The 18,097-nt window shown below is 44.1% G+C and carries 18 protein-coding genes and 1 pseudogene; 5 read left to right on the forward strand and 14 right to left on the reverse strand.

What is annotated here, in order from left to right:
- Positions 1 to 57: 57 nt before the first annotated feature.
- The 7 genes from KFT32_RS09925 to KFT32_RS09955 all read right to left on the reverse strand — a co-directional run bounded on the left by KFT32_RS09925 (position 58) and on the right by KFT32_RS09955 (position 7,624).
- Positions 58 to 819: a MerR family transcriptional regulator gene (locus tag KFT32_RS09925; protein ID WP_211747018.1), complete on the reverse strand. Its 762-nt coding sequence runs from the start codon at positions 817 to 819 to the stop codon at positions 58 to 60.
- Between the two features lie 175 nt (positions 820 to 994).
- Positions 995 to 1,159, reverse strand: coding sequence for a hypothetical protein (locus KFT32_RS09930; RefSeq protein ID WP_211747019.1), 165 nt, complete (start codon positions 1,157 to 1,159; stop codon positions 995 to 997).
- Positions 1,160 to 1,261: 102 nt separating this feature from the next.
- Positions 1,262 to 2,101 carry a hypothetical protein gene (locus KFT32_RS09935; protein WP_211747020.1) on the reverse strand — a complete coding sequence of 280 codons (840 nt, stop codon included), beginning with the start codon at positions 2,099 to 2,101 and terminating at the stop codon, positions 1,262 to 1,264.
- A 66-nt stretch (positions 2,102 to 2,167) separates the two neighbouring features.
- On the reverse strand, positions 2,168 to 2,635 hold the full coding sequence (locus tag KFT32_RS09940; protein ID WP_211747021.1) for a DUF5381 family protein: 468 nt from the start codon (positions 2,633 to 2,635) through the stop codon (positions 2,168 to 2,170).
- Between the two features lie 40 nt (positions 2,636 to 2,675).
- The gene (locus KFT32_RS09945) at positions 2,676 to 3,749 is read right to left on the reverse strand and encodes a WXG100 family type VII secretion target (RefSeq protein ID WP_211747022.1); all 1,074 of its coding nucleotides are present in this window, start codon (positions 3,747 to 3,749) and stop codon (positions 2,676 to 2,678) included.
- Positions 3,750 to 4,038: 289 nt separating this feature from the next.
- Positions 4,039 to 5,889 carry an ABC transporter ATP-binding protein gene (locus tag KFT32_RS09950; protein WP_211747023.1) on the reverse strand — a complete coding sequence of 617 codons (1,851 nt, stop codon included), beginning with the start codon at positions 5,887 to 5,889 and terminating at the stop codon, positions 4,039 to 4,041.
- Entirely contained in the window at positions 5,882 to 7,624 is a 1,743-nt protein-coding gene (locus KFT32_RS09955) for an ABC transporter ATP-binding protein (RefSeq protein WP_211747024.1), read from the reverse strand. Before KFT32_RS09955 ends, KFT32_RS09950 begins: the two co-directional genes overlap by 8 nt.
- A 359-nt stretch (positions 7,625 to 7,983) precedes the next feature.
- Between KFT32_RS09955 and KFT32_RS09960 the strand changes: the two genes are divergently transcribed.
- Positions 7,984 to 8,898 carry an S-layer homology domain-containing protein gene (locus KFT32_RS09960; protein ID WP_211747025.1) on the forward strand — a complete coding sequence of 305 codons (915 nt, stop codon included), beginning with the start codon at positions 7,984 to 7,986 and terminating at the stop codon, positions 8,896 to 8,898.
- Positions 8,899 to 9,109: 211 nt separating this feature from the next.
- Complete coding sequence (locus KFT32_RS09965) at positions 9,110 to 9,613, forward strand: Crp/Fnr family transcriptional regulator (RefSeq protein ID WP_211747026.1); 504 nt, start codon at positions 9,110 to 9,112, stop codon at positions 9,611 to 9,613.
- A gap of 12 nt (positions 9,614 to 9,625) precedes the next feature.
- Here KFT32_RS09965 and hmpA read toward each other — a convergent pair.
- Positions 9,626 to 10,834 (reverse strand): annotated as a pseudogene (gene hmpA, locus KFT32_RS09970) (NO-inducible flavohemoprotein); the annotation flags it as partial.
- 168 nt (positions 10,835 to 11,002) lie between these two features.
- On the opposite strand from hmpA, the gene KFT32_RS09975 reads away from it, so the two are divergent.
- The gene (locus tag KFT32_RS09975; RefSeq protein WP_211747028.1) at positions 11,003 to 11,989 is read left to right on the forward strand and encodes an EcsC family protein; all 987 of its coding nucleotides are present in this window, start codon (positions 11,003 to 11,005) and stop codon (positions 11,987 to 11,989) included.
- A gap of 36 nt (positions 11,990 to 12,025) precedes the next feature.
- On the opposite strand, the gene KFT32_RS09980 is transcribed toward KFT32_RS09975, so the two are convergent.
- Positions 12,026 to 12,616 carry an NAD(P)H-dependent oxidoreductase gene (locus KFT32_RS09980; RefSeq protein ID WP_249435786.1) on the reverse strand — a complete coding sequence of 197 codons (591 nt, stop codon included), beginning with the start codon at positions 12,614 to 12,616 and terminating at the stop codon, positions 12,026 to 12,028.
- A gap of 153 nt (positions 12,617 to 12,769) precedes the next feature.
- On the opposite strand from KFT32_RS09980, the gene KFT32_RS09985 reads away from it, so the two are divergent.
- Positions 12,770 to 13,777 (forward strand): AraC family transcriptional regulator, encoded by a 1,008-nt coding sequence (locus KFT32_RS09985; RefSeq protein WP_211747029.1) that lies wholly within the window; start codon positions 12,770 to 12,772, stop codon positions 13,775 to 13,777.
- Between the two features lie 118 nt (positions 13,778 to 13,895).
- Entirely contained in the window at positions 13,896 to 14,105 is a 210-nt protein-coding gene (locus tag KFT32_RS09990; RefSeq protein WP_211747030.1) for a hypothetical protein, read from the forward strand.
- 44 nt (positions 14,106 to 14,149) lie between these two features.
- On the opposite strand, the gene KFT32_RS09995 is transcribed toward KFT32_RS09990, so the two are convergent.
- From KFT32_RS09995 to queC, 5 genes are all read right to left on the reverse strand, one after another.
- On the reverse strand, positions 14,150 to 15,415 hold the full coding sequence (locus tag KFT32_RS09995) for an MFS transporter (RefSeq protein WP_211747031.1): 1,266 nt from the start codon (positions 15,413 to 15,415) through the stop codon (positions 14,150 to 14,152).
- Positions 15,416 to 15,606: 191 nt separating this feature from the next.
- A complete protein-coding gene (queF, locus tag KFT32_RS10000) occupies positions 15,607 to 16,104 on the reverse strand; it encodes a preQ(1) synthase (RefSeq protein WP_211747032.1) in 498 nt (165 codons plus the stop codon).
- A gap of 36 nt (positions 16,105 to 16,140) precedes the next feature.
- Positions 16,141 to 16,878 carry a 7-carboxy-7-deazaguanine synthase QueE gene (gene queE / locus KFT32_RS10005; RefSeq protein ID WP_211747033.1) on the reverse strand — a complete coding sequence of 246 codons (738 nt, stop codon included), beginning with the start codon at positions 16,876 to 16,878 and terminating at the stop codon, positions 16,141 to 16,143.
- On the reverse strand, positions 16,871 to 17,365 hold the full coding sequence (gene queD, locus KFT32_RS10010; protein ID WP_211747034.1) for a 6-carboxytetrahydropterin synthase QueD: 495 nt from the start codon (positions 17,363 to 17,365) through the stop codon (positions 16,871 to 16,873). The genes queE and queD overlap by 8 nt, the downstream gene beginning before the upstream one ends.
- Entirely contained in the window at positions 17,362 to 18,054 is a 693-nt protein-coding gene (gene queC, locus KFT32_RS10015) for a 7-cyano-7-deazaguanine synthase QueC (protein ID WP_211747035.1), read from the reverse strand. Before queC ends, queD begins: the two co-directional genes overlap by 4 nt.
- Positions 18,055 to 18,097: the final 43 nt, after the last annotated feature.

Below are 18,097 nucleotides of genomic sequence, written 5' to 3' on the forward strand. Positions count from 1 at the left end.
CCGGGGCAGTTTTTTTGTAAGAATAGGGGTGCGGGGAGTCGAACTGCACGTGAAATATTATTTGTTTGTATGATGAAGTATGGCATCTCTCAAGAACTTCGTCGCTCCTGAGCCTGTATGATCATCATAATAAGAAGTGAATCGTTCATCCGCCACATACATTTCGGCAAGGTTCTGATAAGCTTCTTTGGAGAAGGTCTTCCAGGAATACATTAACCACTCTTTGTGCTTCGCAACCAATTGCTCAGCCTGATCAGAAGCGGGATCGTTTGTTGTATAGGCTTCATGAAGCAAGGTAATGATCTCTACTTCGAGGTCTTTCATCTTGTTAAAATCGGTTTCACTCATGCCTCTTAATTTGGCATTACTTTCATCGATTTCAGCATCGCCGTATTTTTCCCGAATTTCATCTCCGTACTTCGTTTCATTCTCACGAATCCGTTGTTCTTTCAATCCTTTGAATTTTTCTTTATCTTGCATCGTAGTTCCTCCTTCTTTACTTGCAATGGTTTGTTTGACCGTATGGAGCAGTTGTTCCAAGTGGTCTCGTTTCTGAGTTAACATTGCATAATGTTCCTTCAAAGCAGTTATCGGATCGAAATCTGGGTGTTCCAAAATTTTATGAATCTCTTCGAGACTCACTTCAAGTTCACGATAAAATAAAATTTGCTGGAGACGGTCAACTTCTTTATCTCCATAAATCCGATAGCCGGATGAATTGATTCTTGCTGGTGTTAAAAGTCCAATCTGATCGTAGTACCTGAGCGTTCGGCCGCTGACGCCAGATATTTCAGCCAGTTTATGAACGGTGTATTCCATGTTCTTTCCCCCTCACAAGTTACATCCTAAACTTATACGTAACGTACAGGTCAATAGTAAAATAAAAAGAAATGAAGAGTATTTCTAGCTATGTAAAATAAGCTTCGCAGCACTCGCTTCCCGTGGGAAGAAGCTGCGAAGCTTATCTATACTACTTATTTCTCATGTATACAAATTAATTCTGTTTGGCATTCTTTTCGGCAGCCGGTTGTTTTTCAAAGACCTCAGCGGCTTCTTCAGCAGAAAACTCTACATCAAAAGCACCTGGCTCAGGAAGCTTATTCAGCTTTGTCGTGCTTACCTCTGCTTTTGTTGGTTCATTACTTGATGATTTACTCATGTGAACACCTCCTTTACACGAACATCAACAGTATTTTCCCAAAGATGGCTATTTTCTATACCACTTGTAACTGTGATGTAAGGAAAGGAGGAGAAGATGAACTTAACGCTGTAAGGAAGGAGCGGCAAAACTGCCGATCATATCCCTCAGCTGCTTACGAAGGGTATGTTCCGTGGAGCACTCTATTTCAATGACAGGCTCTGCCTTTTGATCAGGCTGAACATTATGGATGCTCCAGAAACAATGCTCTGTATTCAAAAGCAGCAGCATTTGTTCTGATGTTGGCATTTCCTCATCACCGTAGTTCAGAATACTAAGATTATCCAAGCTTTTTCCTGCATCCAGAAATGCAGCGCTCCAATTGGATATTTGCTGTTGCTCCTGCTCCGTAATCGTCCATTCTTCTAAGAGGCGACGAACTGCGGATTCTGACGGATTTTCGGTAAGTGCATTCCATCTCGCCTCAGATAAACGGAACTTTGCTGATACGGTAGGAAGAGAACGATCCTGACGGATATAGAAACGATAGAGCTCTTCTTCCCATTCCGAAGGTTCGGTCCAAGTGAACAGGTGGATTCGTTGATCTACTGCGAGATGGTAAAGATAGTGACCCGCTTGTTCATCTTCACCTGCGTGAATGGTAAGGACTTTTTCTTGCCCTCCCATGTGAGAATACCCCCGAAGCATGCTGCGGCTTCTCGCAAAATGAATGAGCATATCAAGTAGGTCGGGTACGAATTCAATTTCGTTCTCTTCCAGACTGACAATAAGTCCTTTGGATAGAAGACTATGAGATGCAGCCTGTAAAATAAGCTCCCATTCTCTTTCGGATAGTTCCCCGTACATCGGTTTCAGTAACCCAGCGGCTACGTCTTCTGCTCCCATAGAAGCGAGTGCAAAACCGAACTCTTCTATTGATAACGTAATCAGTGGTTTGTCCATAAGTTCTCCTTTATTCTTGGTATGATAAGGCTTGGTGAGATTTGTTGATATGTAAGTAACCTGTATTTATTTTACACCTGCACCATTATGCACACGGCGAAGCGTTTTAAGTGTCTTATTCAATTCTTCTGAGCTGAGTACATGGTAGGTATTGATATCCACATGTGAATTATTTTTTAGCTCCAGCCGAAAGAAAGGAGGGACCGATTGCAGCCATTTATTCATGGAAGATTCGTGTAGTTCAATCTTATTAACGGATGACCAAGGAATGAGCGTTCCATTCCGCAGTACTATATTTTTATTATCGTATTGAAATAACGTTGTATTAGAGAAAATAAGACCTGTTAGTATGATGAAATACGGTCCGAAAAACCAGAAACCAATCACCATGGCACTAATATAATATAAGGTTTCCGCAGGACCTAGATTATCTCCTGTAAGAGCATAGACCAGCAAAAAACAGCCAGCAATCAAGAGAAAAGTAGCGGCCGCTTTGATGAAAGCCAGTTTTCGCCGATAAGAAATGGATTGCATGGGTCAACCTCCGGTCTTCTTATAAACTTCGTATTCACGACTATTTAAATAAGCCGCTTGCCCAGCGAATTGCTCCTTCTGCCGCGCCTGCAATGTGTTTACCTGCAAACGTTCCTGCGGCACCTCCAACATAGGCACCTACAGCTGCTCCGACAGGACCAAGTGCACTTCCGAGTGTACCTCCAATCACGGCCCCTGCCCCCGCAGCCGCTGATTTAATGATGACATTGGAAGCAGATACTGCGACGTCAGTTCCGGTGAGTGTTTTACTTTTTAATTTAGCTGCCGTTTTTACACCTTCATCAAAAACATTAAGACCTACGTTAATAGGGAATAGTTTTTTGCCGATCATCTTAGGGATGGCAGAAATTTTCATTCCATATTGTCCTTTTTGTACCCCAGCGACTACATTCCGTGTCCACTGCGGGAAACTGTTCGCTTTACTAAATCCAAGTCCGAGCTTACCCATCTTGAGCTTGCTAGCAACCGTATCGAAACCTTTTAGCCCCTTCATGACAATCCCAGGTTTGTGGAACTGTTTGTCTATCCTTCGAGCCATATTTCTTAGAAAAGTATCGGGACCTTTGCCACTAACCCACCTTGCATTATGAACAACTGCACGGCTCGGATTTTTAGGACTCCTTTTGAACTCAACCGTCTTGGTCAATACGAGTGTGCTCGCGAGTCCAGTGTATAAAGCAGTCCCGGCCATAGCGAGATTCCCCCGTATACCATTCGCAGAAGTCCAGAGGTTAGAACTTTGATCAAACGCTCCAGAAAGTGTTTCTTTCGTTTTTTCTTGCCACTCGTCATTGCCCTTCGCATTAGCATCGATTCCTTTATCCTGAGCGCTGTCTGCTTCTGCGAATTTGACAGAGATAGAATGAAGTTCGGTTCCGATCGAAGATACTCTTGAGGAGAACGTATCCATTTGTGTGCGAGCAACTTGAAAATTTTGATAAAACCGTTCCTGGGTAATCCCTGACCACTGACTTTGCATGGAGAGGATATTTCCGTTCAGACTTGCAATCATGGCCTTGCTTATTTCGGATGCTTGCGCAAACTGTTTGGAGATCTCGAGAATACGTTCCGGGGGGACTACAATTCTTGTCACTGAATTCACCTCATCAAGGATATTGAATATGAGAAGGGCATCACTTATTAAAAATGAATACCAAAAATAAACAATACACGGTGCTTTTACCCAATAATTCTAATGTTAGAAACATCCAATTGGCAACCGAAAACAGCTGAATCGGTAGAAAACAGGACTTTGGAAAGGGATAGATATGAGACCAAGGTTCTGTTTAATTACAGATGGAAGACGAAATAGCCCCAGAAGAACAAAGTCTCCTGAGGCAATTATGTTATATTTGCATATTCATGTACGAAAGTGTACAGGGTTATCCAGCATCATTCCGAGATCTTTCTTCATAAACGGCTTCGCGTCCCGCTTCCAAAGCGTGTTGATACAGATCTTCATAGTATCCTCTCAGCTCCATCAGCTCTTGATGTGTCCCTGATTCTACGATCCTGCCATCTTTCATTACAAGAATACGATCAGAGTGCATAATGGTGGATAGACGGTGAGCAATAACGATGGTCGTACGCCCAGCAGATACAGTAGAGAGGGCATCTTGTACAAGCTGTTCGGTATGGGAATCCAAATTCGCAGTCGCTTCGTCTAAGATCAAAATTCGGGGCTGGAACACGACAATTCGAGCAAAAGAAATCAGCTGCCGCTCACCTGCAGATAGCCCGCTTCCCCGTTCAGATAGATGAGTATCATAGCCGTCAGACAAACGGCGAATCATGGAATCAGCTCCCACAAATTTGCAGGCCTCGATTACTTGTTCTCTTGTTACTTCTTCTCGGAACAACCGGACGTTATCAATAATGGAGCCGGAGAAGAGAAAAGGATCCTGCTGAATGAGCCCTACGATGCGGTGTAAGGTCTCTTGTGGTAGTTTGCGGATATCGGTGCCATCAATCTCAATACTGCCCTCATTTACATCATAGAATCGGTTCAGCAGACTGATAACCGTACTTTTACCTGCACCTGTTGTTCCTACGATCCCAATCATTTCTCCAGGCTGAACGGTAAGGTTTAGCTTATTAATAATGGACTGGTTCTCAAGATATCCAAAAGATACATTTTTGAAATCAAGCCGCCCGTTTACGTCGTCAGATGTTATGGAGACTGCATCTTTGGCAGAAGGTTCCTTTATGCCTGGATCGGTACTGAGAATGGCCCAGATGCGTTCCATGGAAACGGTAGTGGACTGAAATGTATTCCATTGCATCGTAATTTGGTTAATCGGTTGGAAAAATTGGCGAATGTAACTGATGAATGCATATAAGACACCGACTTCAAGGGTAGAACCAAGGACTGCTTTCCCTCCAAGCCACACCATCAGAACAAGCGCGATGTTGCCGAGAATGTCAAACGTTCGGTTGAAAATGACATTGGACCGAATCTGCCGAACATTGGCCGAAAAGTAATGACCATTCTGCTCGTTAAACTGCTTCATCTGCTCTTTTTCCTGATGAAAAGCTTGAATGAGAAACATTCCAGACAAATTTTCAGCAATAAAGGCAACAAGCCGAGACAAACGAGTTCTCGCTTGTTGGTACGTTTCTCGCAAATATTTACGGAACAACACCGCAACAAGGGCGATAAACGGTAGTACAGCTACTGAATATAGAGCGAGCGTCACATCCAGCTGGAACATAAAAATAATAATCATCACAAGCATCATGCCGTCCCGAATGAGACTTAGCAGTACTTGGGTAAAGAAAGAACTGATCGTTTCAGTATCACTTGATACATTGGTTACGAGACTACCACTGTGTCTGCGATCAAAAAAGGACATCGACATTTTTGAAATATGTGTAAACAAATCTTTACGAAGGTCAGCAACGATGTTTTGTCCTGCATATTGCAATAGATTGTTCTGAATATAAGTGAACACGAAGCTGATGACGGATAAGACCAGATATACAAGAGCTATTTGTATTAGAAAGGTGAGACCGGTTCGACCTAGTGCAAGATGATCGTCTATGGCAATTTTAATAAGATAGGGCTGCGACAGCTCAGCAGCAATGCCAAGTAGAGAGCAGAAAAAGATGAGGACAAAAGTCAAACGATGAGGTTTTCCGTACCGTAAGATGGCTCTGAATGCGCTCGTCTTTTGATTCGTATCCTTTACCTGGTTCGTGCCAGTTTGCTTCTCTGTAACTACGGTTTCAGACATGATGCAATCCCTCCTCCTGTATGCGGGCAAGTGAAGCATATCGGCCCTGAGCAGACATGAGTTCTTGATGCGTACCCCGTTCCGCTATTTGTCCTTCTTCGAGGACAACAATAACATCTGCGTGTTTTACCGCACTAATTCGATGAGAAATAATGAGTGTCGTTTTGTTTTTACGATCTTTTTTCAGGCTGTTTAGAATGCCCGTTTCAGTCACTGCATCCACTGCACTCATGCTGTCATCCAAAATAAGCAGTGGGGCATTCTTCATCAGTCCTCTGGCGAGACTCGTACGCTGCCTTTGTCCACCGGATAAGGTAACTCCTCTTTCCCCAAGCGGGGTCTCAAACGACTTAGGGAACTGAACGATATTATCGAAAATCATTGCCTGTTTCGCCGGTTCTTCGACCTGACTGAGTGATGCTGTACGATTGCTAAATGCAATATTGTCACGGATCGTTGTACTGAATAAGAATCCGTCTTGTGGTACGTAAGATAATTTGGAACGTAAACTTTCGAGTGTCAGATTCCGTACGTCGGTTCCACTGACTTTGATGGATCCTTCCGGCGGCTCGTAGATTCGCAGAAGCAATTTCACAAGTGTACTTTTGCCGCTGCCTGTTCGGCCAACGATCCCAACCGTTTTACCCGCAGGAATGAGAAGGTTCACGTCTTGAAGGGCGTACTCCTTGCTCCCCGGATATCTGAAGGAGAGATGCTGGATTTGAATATCTTCTACCTTTTTCAGGGGCCTTGCATCCGCAGTCTCTTGTACATCAGGAATTTCAGACAGCAAACTGTTGACACGTTCGAGCGAAGCGCCGGAACGTTGCATCATGTTAATGACATTTCCGATTTGCTGAAGGGGTCCCATAATCATACGGAGATAGAGGGTTAGTGCTACAAAGCTACCAAGACTGATCGTATTCTGAATGGTCATGTATCCACCTACAACGATAGAGACAACAAGGGAGAATGCACCTAGGAGCGGAAGCAGTGCCTGAAAGAGAGAAGAGAGACGAACCAGTTTCAGCTGTCTATCCCGGATCGCATCTACCGTAGATCCAAACCGTGAACGAGCGATCTCTTCCGTTGCGAAAGTTTTCGTGACGCGAATTCCGCCGAGTTGTTCTTCAGCTGATTCTGTCATGGAGGCGAGTGCTTCCTGCACGGCTTTCGATCTTCCTCGAATACGAGGTCCAAAGTACACAACGAGGAAGGGAATGGCGAGTAGAGGACCGACGCTAATTGCAATCAGTGTAAAAGGAATTCCACTTAGCATCATCATAACAACACAAGATAGCAGTAAAAACACAGCATTTGTTGTCTGATTAATCCCGTTAGATATGGCTTCTCGTACGGAAGTGACATCATTCATCACATAACTAAGAAGCTTCCCTGTACCTTGTTTAGCAAAGTATTTTTCGCTAAGCTCAGAAAATTTGCCGAATAGTTTTTGCCGAGTAATGAACTCGAATCTTCTTCCAAGTCGCATAATTATAAACTGACCAAGTCCAAATAACGCATTATAAGAGATTGCAATCACAAGTAACTGAAGACTGTATCGAACGATTTTATCCATGGTGAGGGTCTGTCTCTGCAGTTCGTCAGTAAATTGACCAACAACACGAGGGAGGAGGGCTTGATCAATATTGGAAATAATGATCAGCAGGATGGCAGCAAGGTAGGCGGGCAGATGGGACTGTACATAGTCACGAAGTAAACTTCGATCATTCACGGATCAACTCATCTCCTTGAATTATTAAAATGGATGATGCGGGCAACAAAAGGGCAGGACGCTGTTTTATTACAAAAGCGTCATGCCCTTTCTAATGTATGTATTCCGGTGAACATTCTAATCCTATTTTTAAGTAAAATAGCTTTATTGTCAAACTATTTAGTGAGTAAAAAACAGGTTTTATTGAGGCGCTACCTAAAGAAAAAAAGATTGTAATGAGATATCCATAGTTTGGGGAATATAAGAGTAGATAACAGAATTGGACTGAAAAGTGTAACATTTTAAAGACAGGTCTCGTTTAGAGAGTAGAACATATAGAGGGAAACGATGGTTTGATCATATGATGGAGGTGCAATTCAATGAAACGAAAAATACGAAAAACATCGATTGCTGCGCTGAGTTTGACTTTTGCTTTTGGAGGAATGTCAGCCTATGCTTTCGAAGATGTTAAAGCGGATACACAGGTTCAAATGCTCCAGGTGCTGCGTGATCAAGGGATTGTGAGCGGAGTCACTTCGAATAAGTTTTATCCGGCCAGCCTATTAACTGAAGCTCAAGGGATACAGATGATTGTAAAAGCGTTCGACTTAAAAGTAGAAAGCGATACAGGTGCCGAAACAGGAAACACCAAGTGGTACGATGCAGCTTATGCTGCAGCAAAAGAACAGGGCTTGTCCTTACCGGAAAAAGCAGACGCGAATCTTGATATGACAAGAGAAGTATTTGCGCAGCTTTTGTTAGAAGGTCTGAATACAACAGGAGAATATCCCGTTATTTTGCTCTATAACGATATCAAAGATGAAAAAGAAATTAACCCTGAATATATATCTTCCATTCAAAACTTGCTGAATATGAAGGTGATTAGCTTGGATGATAAGGGAGAATTCAGACCAAACGATACCCTCACTCGAATGGAGGCGGCAGAAATGGTCTTTCAAGCAATGGAAATCGTAGATCGCCATGGGAACGGCGGTGGATCAGAGGAGACACCGGGGACGGTTCCAGGCAGCGGTCAGCAGGCCTTTGTACCTGAGGTGACCTCCCAAACTGTGGATGAGAAAACGGTAAAAGTAAAACTTAGCCTTGAGCTGCCGAATCCAGGTTATGGTCTGGAGATTAAAGATGTGGAACTTGGCAAAAACGGCAAAGCGATCATCAAATATCAGATCATTCAACCTGACCCAGATAAAATGTATCCACAGGTAATTACGGAACGGACTGCGGAAACAAACATTCCTTCAGGATATACGCCGGAAGTCAAGCCGTTTTCATAACGCTCCGGCAATGCGTCTGACTGTTTCGTTGTTTTGCTTCGCAAAGCCAAAGGCACTGTCAGATGCATTACCTTCGCTTGGGGTTTAAATGCAAAGAAGCATCGATTGGAATTCGGTGCTTCTTTTTTGTTACCATGGAATGTGAAGAGTTATTATTTAGTAATATACTTACCCTGAGCCAGTACAAACTTAATTAAAGGTGAGACACAATATGATACTACATAAAGGTGAAATTCTTTTTCGGCAGGGAGATACGGGTCCCCTTTACCACCTTAAATCAGGCATGCTCAAAATTATGCGAATTCAGGAAGACGGCGGAGCCTTTCTTGTGAACATTATCGTTCCTGGTGAGATGATTCCTCATCATAGTCTAATCAGTCCGGGTCCTTGTTTTGGTACAGCGATTGCGCTATCCACCTGTGATATTGAAGTGATTCCAGCTGCAGATTGGTATTATTCCTTGTCTGTTGAGCCAGAAAGATACAAGGATGTAGCGCTGAAGCTCCAGGATAAGCTGCGCATGATGCAACAACGAATGGATCAGGTGACGGAGACAGAACCAGCAGAGCGTCTACGTAAACTCCAGTCATGGATGGAAGCTTATATCTCTCCAGAAAAAATGACCGATCTACTAACCCAAGCAGAGATTGGGCAGTTAATCGGTCTTCGCAGAGAGACGGTGAACCGTCTGCTTCGTTCAATTGAAATTAGGTAATAAAAACCTCAGTTATAGCACTTCTTTAGGTCCGAAAAATTCGTAATGCAGATCTTCTTCCCGTACGCCACAAGAGGTAAGAAGATCGCGGATGCTCTTCATAAAGGAGAGGGGACCGCAGAAATAAAAATGCGCATCTGTTGTAGGAATTATCTCTTGTAGCCAAGATTGGTCAATTCGTCCAGTCTTACTGTACCCGTTATCTTCAGGAAGCGGATTGCTATAACAGAAATGTGCGCTAAGTTTGTCGTTTGAGTCTTCCAGTTTCCTTACTTCGGAGCCCATGGCGTGGACTTTCCCGTTGTGTGCTGCATGAATAAAGGTAACACGACGATTTGGCTGTTGCTGTACTGTCGCATTCACCATACTCATGAGCGGGGTAACTCCAATACCGCCACCTATAAATACGACAGGGCGATCATCGGAATAACTCATCTGGAATTCGCCCGCAGGTGCAGATAACGATAACTTGTCGCCTTCTTTGACTTCATTATGCAAATACGTAGATACCTTACCCGCAGGAACGTCCGGGGATTCATCTTCCCTTTTCACGCTAATCCGATAATAGGATTCATGAGGTCCAGCGGACAAGCTGTACTGACGAATTTGAGTGTATGGTTCGCCTGGAATAGCTACTTTCACACTTACATACTGGCCGGGAGTAAAAGAAGCCAGTGCTCCCCCATCTGACGGAATGAGATAGAAAGAACGTATCAGCTCATTTTCATCTACAATTTTATCCACGGTAAAGAAGCGGAATCCACTCCAGCCTCCTTGTTGCCCTTCTGCTTCAGCATACATTTCTTGTTCGATATCGATAAACACGCTGGCTATGATTCCATATGCGTTATTCCATGCTTGAATGATTTCATCCGTGGCAGCATCCCCAAGAACTTCTTTGATCGCAAGCAGCAGGTATTTCCCTACAATAGGATAATGCTCTGGCAGTACGCCTAGACTGCGGTGCTTGTGAGCGACTTCTTTTACAGCGGGAAGAACAGCTTCCAGCTGATCAATATGCTGCGCGGCAGCGTAAACCATGTTAGCGAGTGCAGCTTGCTGCTTTCCTTTTTTCTGATTCGCGTGGTTAAAAATGTTGAGTAGTTCAGGATGATGCTCAAACAGCATCTGATAAAAGCGTGTCGTGATGTCTCTTCCGTGTACTTCCAGAACGGGTACGGTAGATTTAATGATGGATATGTCATGTTGGCTTAGCATAGTATCCCTCTTTTCATACTTTGTGGTTGAATAATATTAGTATAAAAGAGGGAAAAAGCTTGAATAGTGATTCAAATCACTCATCTTATGAACAGATTGCATCCTTTTTGCGTGTGGTTGCGTATACAGGTAAATACAAAGTGCATTATGTTGAGAGGAGTAAGGACAACAATGAATACGGATTCCAAGGAGCTGCTTCAAGCAGAACTCGTTCTTATAGAGAAGTGGGAGAAGGAACAAAAGGATATTTTTTTCTGGGAAAAGCTCGGCCGTCTGCCTTTCGTTATGCTGGATAAGCTGACCCCGAAGATCGTTAGAGACAAACTCGGATTACTGCTGGATGAACTGGGTGCGTTTCTACAGAATGGCGGCCGATTCCTTGTGAACAAGAAGGCTGTGCTAAAGCACATTCACAAGTTTCTCAGCCAAGAAGAACCCTCAGAACAAACAGGACTCATGAAAAAAGGACTGCAAGTGAAAAAGTTATTCACGCAAGTATCATCAGCTGCCCTCGCAGCAACGGGGAAATCTCGAAAAGAGGAAACAGAAGATACAGATTCTTCTGAGAAGACTTCGGTCCTTGCTCTCGCAGATATTGAGAAACTGCCGATTACAGTAATGGATCAGGCGGCGGATGATATTATTCAAGGCAGGATCAAGTTTGCGGCTGCGAGCGGGGCGGCAACTGGAGTAGGCGGCATTGTAACAATGGCGGCTGATCTCCCGCTCGTGTTAGGGACATCCCTAAAAACGTTGCAGGAGATTGCCATCTGTTATGGGTATGACCCGGAAGAGACTATGGAACGCGTATTTATTGTAAAATGTCTTCAATTCTCTTCAGCGGATATTGTAGGCAAAAAAGCAATCATTGAAGAACTGGGTAATTTTGAAGGTGAACATACGAATAAAGAAGTGATTTCCCAGTTGCAAGGCTGGCGGGAAGTCGTAACCGCTTATCGTGAAAACTATGGATGGAAGCAGTTGTTTCAGATGATTCCGATCGCCGGTATTATTTTTGGGTCGATTAGCAACAAAGGTGCACTTACCGACGTTTCAGAAGCAGGAAAGATGCTGTACAAAAAACGCCGGATCATGAAAAAGTTAGCTGAATCACAGAATGAATGTATAGAATCCAGCTCATCCACTGATAGGGTATAAAGCATTATTTGTTCATCGGTGAGAGGAAAGGTGGTCTTACGCCAATTGGGCTCCGAGTTTTTTTATTTTCTGAAGCCACTCTTGCCTTTGACGGTCTGTTGACGTTTTAATCGGACTGATTTCTGTTACTTTTACAGTTTTGATCCCGCAGTAGCCGAGAACTCCCTGCTTCATTACCCTATGGCCTGAGCTGCCGTAGAAGAAGCGATAGTACCAGGGCGGCGTATCCATCGTAACGATGAGATGGGCTGTTTTTCCTTTTAATCGTTTATCCCACATCACACTTCCAGGTTTAGGATCATAAGCGAAGCCTGGAAGCAGGATGCGGTCAAAGAATCCTTTGAGTATCGCTGGTACGGATCCCCACCAGATCGGGTATACGAACACGAGATGATCAGCGTCTTTAATCATTTGTTGTGCTCGAAGCAGATCCGGTTCTAGGTCCGTTCGCTTACGATAGCCGTGCTGTAGATTGGGATTGAACTGAAGCTGGCTCAGATCAATGAGGTTGATTTTCACATCCTGCCTTGATGCTCCATCTAAGTAGGAGTCGGCGATTCCTCTGCAAAAGCTTTCTTCATCAGGGTGTCCCATAATTAGGGTTATTGATTTCATCTTATTATTCATGATTTTCCTCCAAGGATCATATCGTATTTCGTTTTAACCATGTTTCTGTTCCAATCATATAGGGCAGAGCAGAAGTTACCTATGATGAAAGGTGCAGAATTACTGATTGCACCCGCATAAAATGAGCAAGGCGTAATCGGGAGGAGGAGAGATATGAAACAATATGGAACTTCCATTACAATGCTGTATACACTCGTCAAGACGTTATCGTATAAAGGACATGATGTCGAAGCATTTTTGAAGGAGCATGGATTGCATTCATCCCTATTAAAGCAGCCGGAAGCTCGGATTACGGCCAAACAGCATATGGAGCTGATGAGTGCAGCTGCACTTCTTCTGAAGGATGAGTTTTTTGGATTGCAGCAAGGCAATCGAATGGAAATGGCAGACCTGGGGGCTGTTGGTTATGTAATGATGCATTCTGGTACCTTAGGCGATGCACTTGCCTCTTATCAGAGATATCATATCGTCGCTTGCAGCGGCTACGAAATTGTACTGGAGGAGTCAGGGGAAGATGTCACTCTTCGCTTGTCTTTAGACGGGCTTCATGGACTCGTATCCCGTCATTGCACCGAAGATATGATCAGTTCACTTGTACATATGATGTACCGGCTTTGCGGTGTCCCGATACTTCTGCAGAAAGTGTCTTTTACACATAGCCGGCCTGAATCAGGTGAACTTACACCCTATAAAGAGGTATTGGGAGTCGTTCCCGAGTTTGGTGCTCCTGTAAATGCAATTCGCTTTTCTCGTTCCACGCTGGCTTGTCCGGTAATGTATGCAAATGTTCAGCTTGCATCCTGGTTTGAGCGTCAGGCGGAAGATGTGATCAGAGGACTTACCGAAGGAGAACGGTTCACTGGTGAGGTCATGCGCTGGTTGATTGATCAGATGCGTTTCAGGTTACCGAATTTAAAGTTGGCAGCGGCTGCTTTTCATATGGGAGTACGAACATTTCAAGGCAAATTACAGCTAGAGAATACGACCTTTACGCAGGTACTTGCTTCTGTACGTAAGGAGCTTGCTCTCCGGTATTTAGGGAAAGAGGGATACTCCATCACGGATATTGCATACTTACTTCATTTTTCAGAAGAGAGTGCTTTCCATCATGCGTTTAAACATTGGACAGGGAAGACACCGGGACAGTATAGAGCTTCATAGGGAGACTGTGGCGAGATCGAATGATAGTAAAAGAGAACTTACTAACGGAAGCGTTAACTTTTTCATTCGTTATACGTCTATAATTATGAGATGTCTCACCGAAGGAGGATGTTAAGGTATGGAATCAAATGGAGGCAAAGATTTTTTGTATTTTCTTATTTTCGTAGTTATTAGCTTTTTTGCTACAATCGCATTTTTTCCTTTTGGACTTTTGATGCTGATCCCAGTGGTTCTCTTTTTCTTATATAAAATCGTGTCCATTTTGAGAGAGATTAGTAATAAACTACATTCAAAAGGAGTACGTGCTGAGGATAAACTGGAGGAGTAGGAAACAAAAAACGCCGGGAAGGTCAATCCTTCGCGGCGTTTTTTTTATGAAGCTGGACGATCTGTCCATGTGGCTAGTTTCTTGTCTGATGGAAGAAGGAAAGTCAGGAATCCAAGTAGCGGCATAAAGCTGCACACCTGCATCACAGGGCTAATCCCCGCAGCATCGATCCAGTTCCCAAGAACAAGGGCACCGAGGCCGCCAAGACCAAAGGCAAGACCTGTAATCATACCTGAGACGGTTCCGATTTTACCTGGCACCAGCATTTGAGCATAAACAACCGTGATGGAAAAGCTGGATAACATAATGAAACCGATAATTGTTAGAAGTACACCTGTCCAGAACAGATTGGCATACGGAAGTAGTAGAGACAGCGGTGCAGCAAAAGCCATGGAAGCAAAAATCATATTCCGTTTACCAAAGCGGTCTGCGAGCGGTCCTCCAAAAAATGTCCCGAGCGCCCCAGCACCAAGAAACAGGAAGATGTAGATTTGTGCGTCTTGTGTAGATAAAGCAAAGGTATCTTTCAGGAAAAATGCATAATAACTGCCGATGGAAGATACATACCAGGAACGTACAAATACAAGAACAATTAGAATAAAAAAAGCATACATAATATTTTTCTTCACTGCTGGATTCATAACTCCATCAGCTGCTTTTTTCTTGGCGTATCCTCCGTTTTGCAGCGTCCGTCCGTACCATCTGGCAATGAAAATCTGCACTGCAATACCAATAGCGGCAAGCGCTGCAAACCCAAGGGAACCCATCAGTCCAAACGGAATAAATACCCATCTTGTGAGGAGCGGGGCGAGAGATTGACCTGCGTTACCGCCGACTTGAAAGATCGACTGTGCTAAACCACGGCGATTTCCTGCGGCCATGTGTGAAACCTTGGAACCTTCCGGGTGAAAAGCCGCCGATCCAAGTCCAACCAGAATAACCGATACCATAATGGCGATGTAGCTGTCCGCAAAGGCAAGAAAAATCATTCCTGCACAGGTGAAGCCCATTCCGATAGGCAGGAGGGCAGGTGTAGGTCTTTTATCTGAAAAATAACCCACCACCGGCTGCATAATGGATGCCGTAATATTTAGTGCAAAAGCAATCCAGCCCATCTGACTGTAGCTAATCCCCATTGAGTCTTGCAGTACAGGGAAGATGGCGGGGATGACCGATTGTACCGAATCATTAAGTAGATGAACCAGGCCAATCGCAATGAGAATCCGATAAATCGTAGCTTGCGAGTTAGCATCAGGACGAGGTAACGACCTAGAAGTTGAACCGTTCTTCGTCAGTGAATTGAGTGACATGTAGGGTCTCCTTTTCCTATGTAATTCAGTAAACAACTTATCATTAATATACCGAAATAGGTAGATCTTCACATCATATGACATCATTTACTTATCGAGCAATGCCCAAATTACAGGAAAAAAGCAAAAAGAGGTGCCTCACCTCGTAGTGAAACGACCTCTTACACCTATTTGCTTGAAATCTCTGTTTGTTAGCGGTTATCGATTTTTTCTGGGTACATGTCATGTTGGAACAGACGCTGTGTAGCGAGCTCCTCATATTTGGTACCAGGACGACCATAGTTACAGTAAGGATCGATGGAAATTCCACCTCTTGGAGTAAACTTACCCCATACTTCAATGTAACGCGGGTCCATCAGTTTGATCAGGTCATTCATGATGATGTTGACTACATCTTCATGGAAATCTCCATGGTTACGGAAACTGAACAAATAGAGTTTGAGTGATTTGCTTTCTACCATTTTAATGTCGGGAATGTAGCTGATGTAGATCGTTGCAAAATCGGGCTGGCCTGTGATCGGGCACAGACTTGTAAATTCTGGGCTATTGAATTTAACAAAATAATCCCGGTAAGGGTGTTTGTTATCAAAGCTTTCAAGAATACTTGGATCATATTCAAAGTTATATTTGGTACCTTGGTTTCCCAGTAGAGTAATATCTTGTAGTTCATCGGATTGACGTCCAGCCATGTTCATAATCTCCTTGTTTTATCTTAGTTTTTTGGTTTATACGCCTCGTTTATTTCCCCACACAAGTGTATGGAGCTGCGGCAAGACACGTACATCATTCATATCGGAGAGCTCCATTGTGTGATCAATGAGCCACTCATAACGGTGAAGGAGGGAGGAGGCGAGGTTATCGGTATCTCCTGTTCCTACATCCGGGTTCCCTGTCTGCAAATACATAGCAACCTCTGGGTAACGACGGTGAACTTCTCTGGCATACGCCAAATCTTGTTCATCGAAGATGACCACTTTTAGGCTGTATGCTTTATCTCCGGTTCGGTCCGCCAGTCGGCTAACAATATCATCTAGTGTATCCCAGTTTGTACTCATGCCAGAACTAGGAGGTTTTGGTGATAGGGTTACCTCATTGATATCCATGAGCCAATCTTGCCAGCGAGAACCTTGTGTTTCTACTGCAGTGCGGATCCCATTCTCTTGAAGTAGTTCCACAAGTGCTCCGATCTGGGGTAATATCGCTGGGTTACCGCCAGAAATCGTTACGTGTGAGAAACGGTCGCCACCGGTGGAGGTGAGCTCTTGCCATATCTCTTCCTTACTCAGTTGACGAATCTGATCTTTGGCACTGCCATCCCAAGTAAAAGCGGAATCACACCAGGAGCAACGATAGTCGCATCCTGCGGTGCGTACGAACATCGTTTTCTGGCCAATGACCATGCCCTCACCTTGTACAGTAGGTCCAAAGATTTCAAGGACAGGGATGGGACGGGAATTACTCATCGATCATCCACTCCCGTCTCACTTCTGCGTAGCTGGTTGGAGTCTCATAAAGCCTTACAAACTCTGTCCGTCCGCCCGTAATTTGTGACTGGTAAGGTTCACTTTGCAGGGCAGATTCCATCTGTTCGAAGATCCACACGACCATATTTTCAGCGGTAGTATTCATCGGTGGCAATGTTTCGTTCAAATATTGATGATCCAGATAACCTTCAATTTGATTCTTCCAAATTTCTTTTACATCGCCAAAATCAACTGTAAGTCCCGTATCGCCGGGAATTCCACTAATGCCAAACACGACCTTGTAGGTATGACCGTGCAAGTTTTTGCATTTGCCTTCATAGCAGTGCAGATGATGCGCAGCATCAAAAGTAAATTCCTTGCTGACAAGGACCCGTTTGCGGTGGTAGCGAAGCTGCTCTGGTTGAATGTCTTCTCCGATTCGCTGCAGCCGTTCTACGATCCGAAAAGTGCCGGGTTCAGGTCTCATTTCTGTTCACCGCCTGTCACTGCAGAAGTAACATTCAGATTTCGTTCTGCGGTATATTCATCAAGGCCCGCTTTCCGCAGTTTACATGCCGGGCATTCGCCGCAGCCATCGCCCATGACACCGTTATAGCAAGTAAGCGTACGCTCACGTACAAATTCAAAAGCGCCAAGCTCATCAGCCATCGCCCAAGTTTCTGCTTTATTCAACCACATCAGTGGCGTGTGAATTACGAATTGGTAGTCCATCGCCAGGTTTAATGTGACATTCAGCGACTTCACGAATACATCACGGCAGTCCGGGTACCCGCTAAAATCAGTTTCACATACACCTGTAATAATGTGACGTGCTCCTTTTTGTTTGGCAAGTACAGCGGCAAAGCTCAGGAACAGATGATTTCTGCCATCTACAAACGTGCTAGGAAGCTCGCCTTCTTCTTGAGAAATATCAATATCACTGCGAGTCAGCGCATTGGGTGCCAGTTGATTCAGAAGACTCATATCGAGTACTGTTTGGTGCACATTCAGTTCACGTGCGATATCAGCAGCGACTTCAATCTCTTGCTTGTGACGTTGTCCATAATCAAAAGTGACAACTTCCACTTCAGCAAAGTGTTTTTTGGCCCAGAACAGGCAGGTAGTACTATCTTGTCCGCCGCTAAATACGACGATTGCTTTTTCATTTGTAAACATAAAAAAACCTCTCTATCTTCTAGGATTAGTAAACACGGGCCAT

The sequence above is a fragment of the Paenibacillus sp. Marseille-Q4541 genome, assembly GCF_018310695.1.
GTDB lineage: Bacteria > Bacillota > Bacilli > Paenibacillales > Paenibacillaceae > Paenibacillus.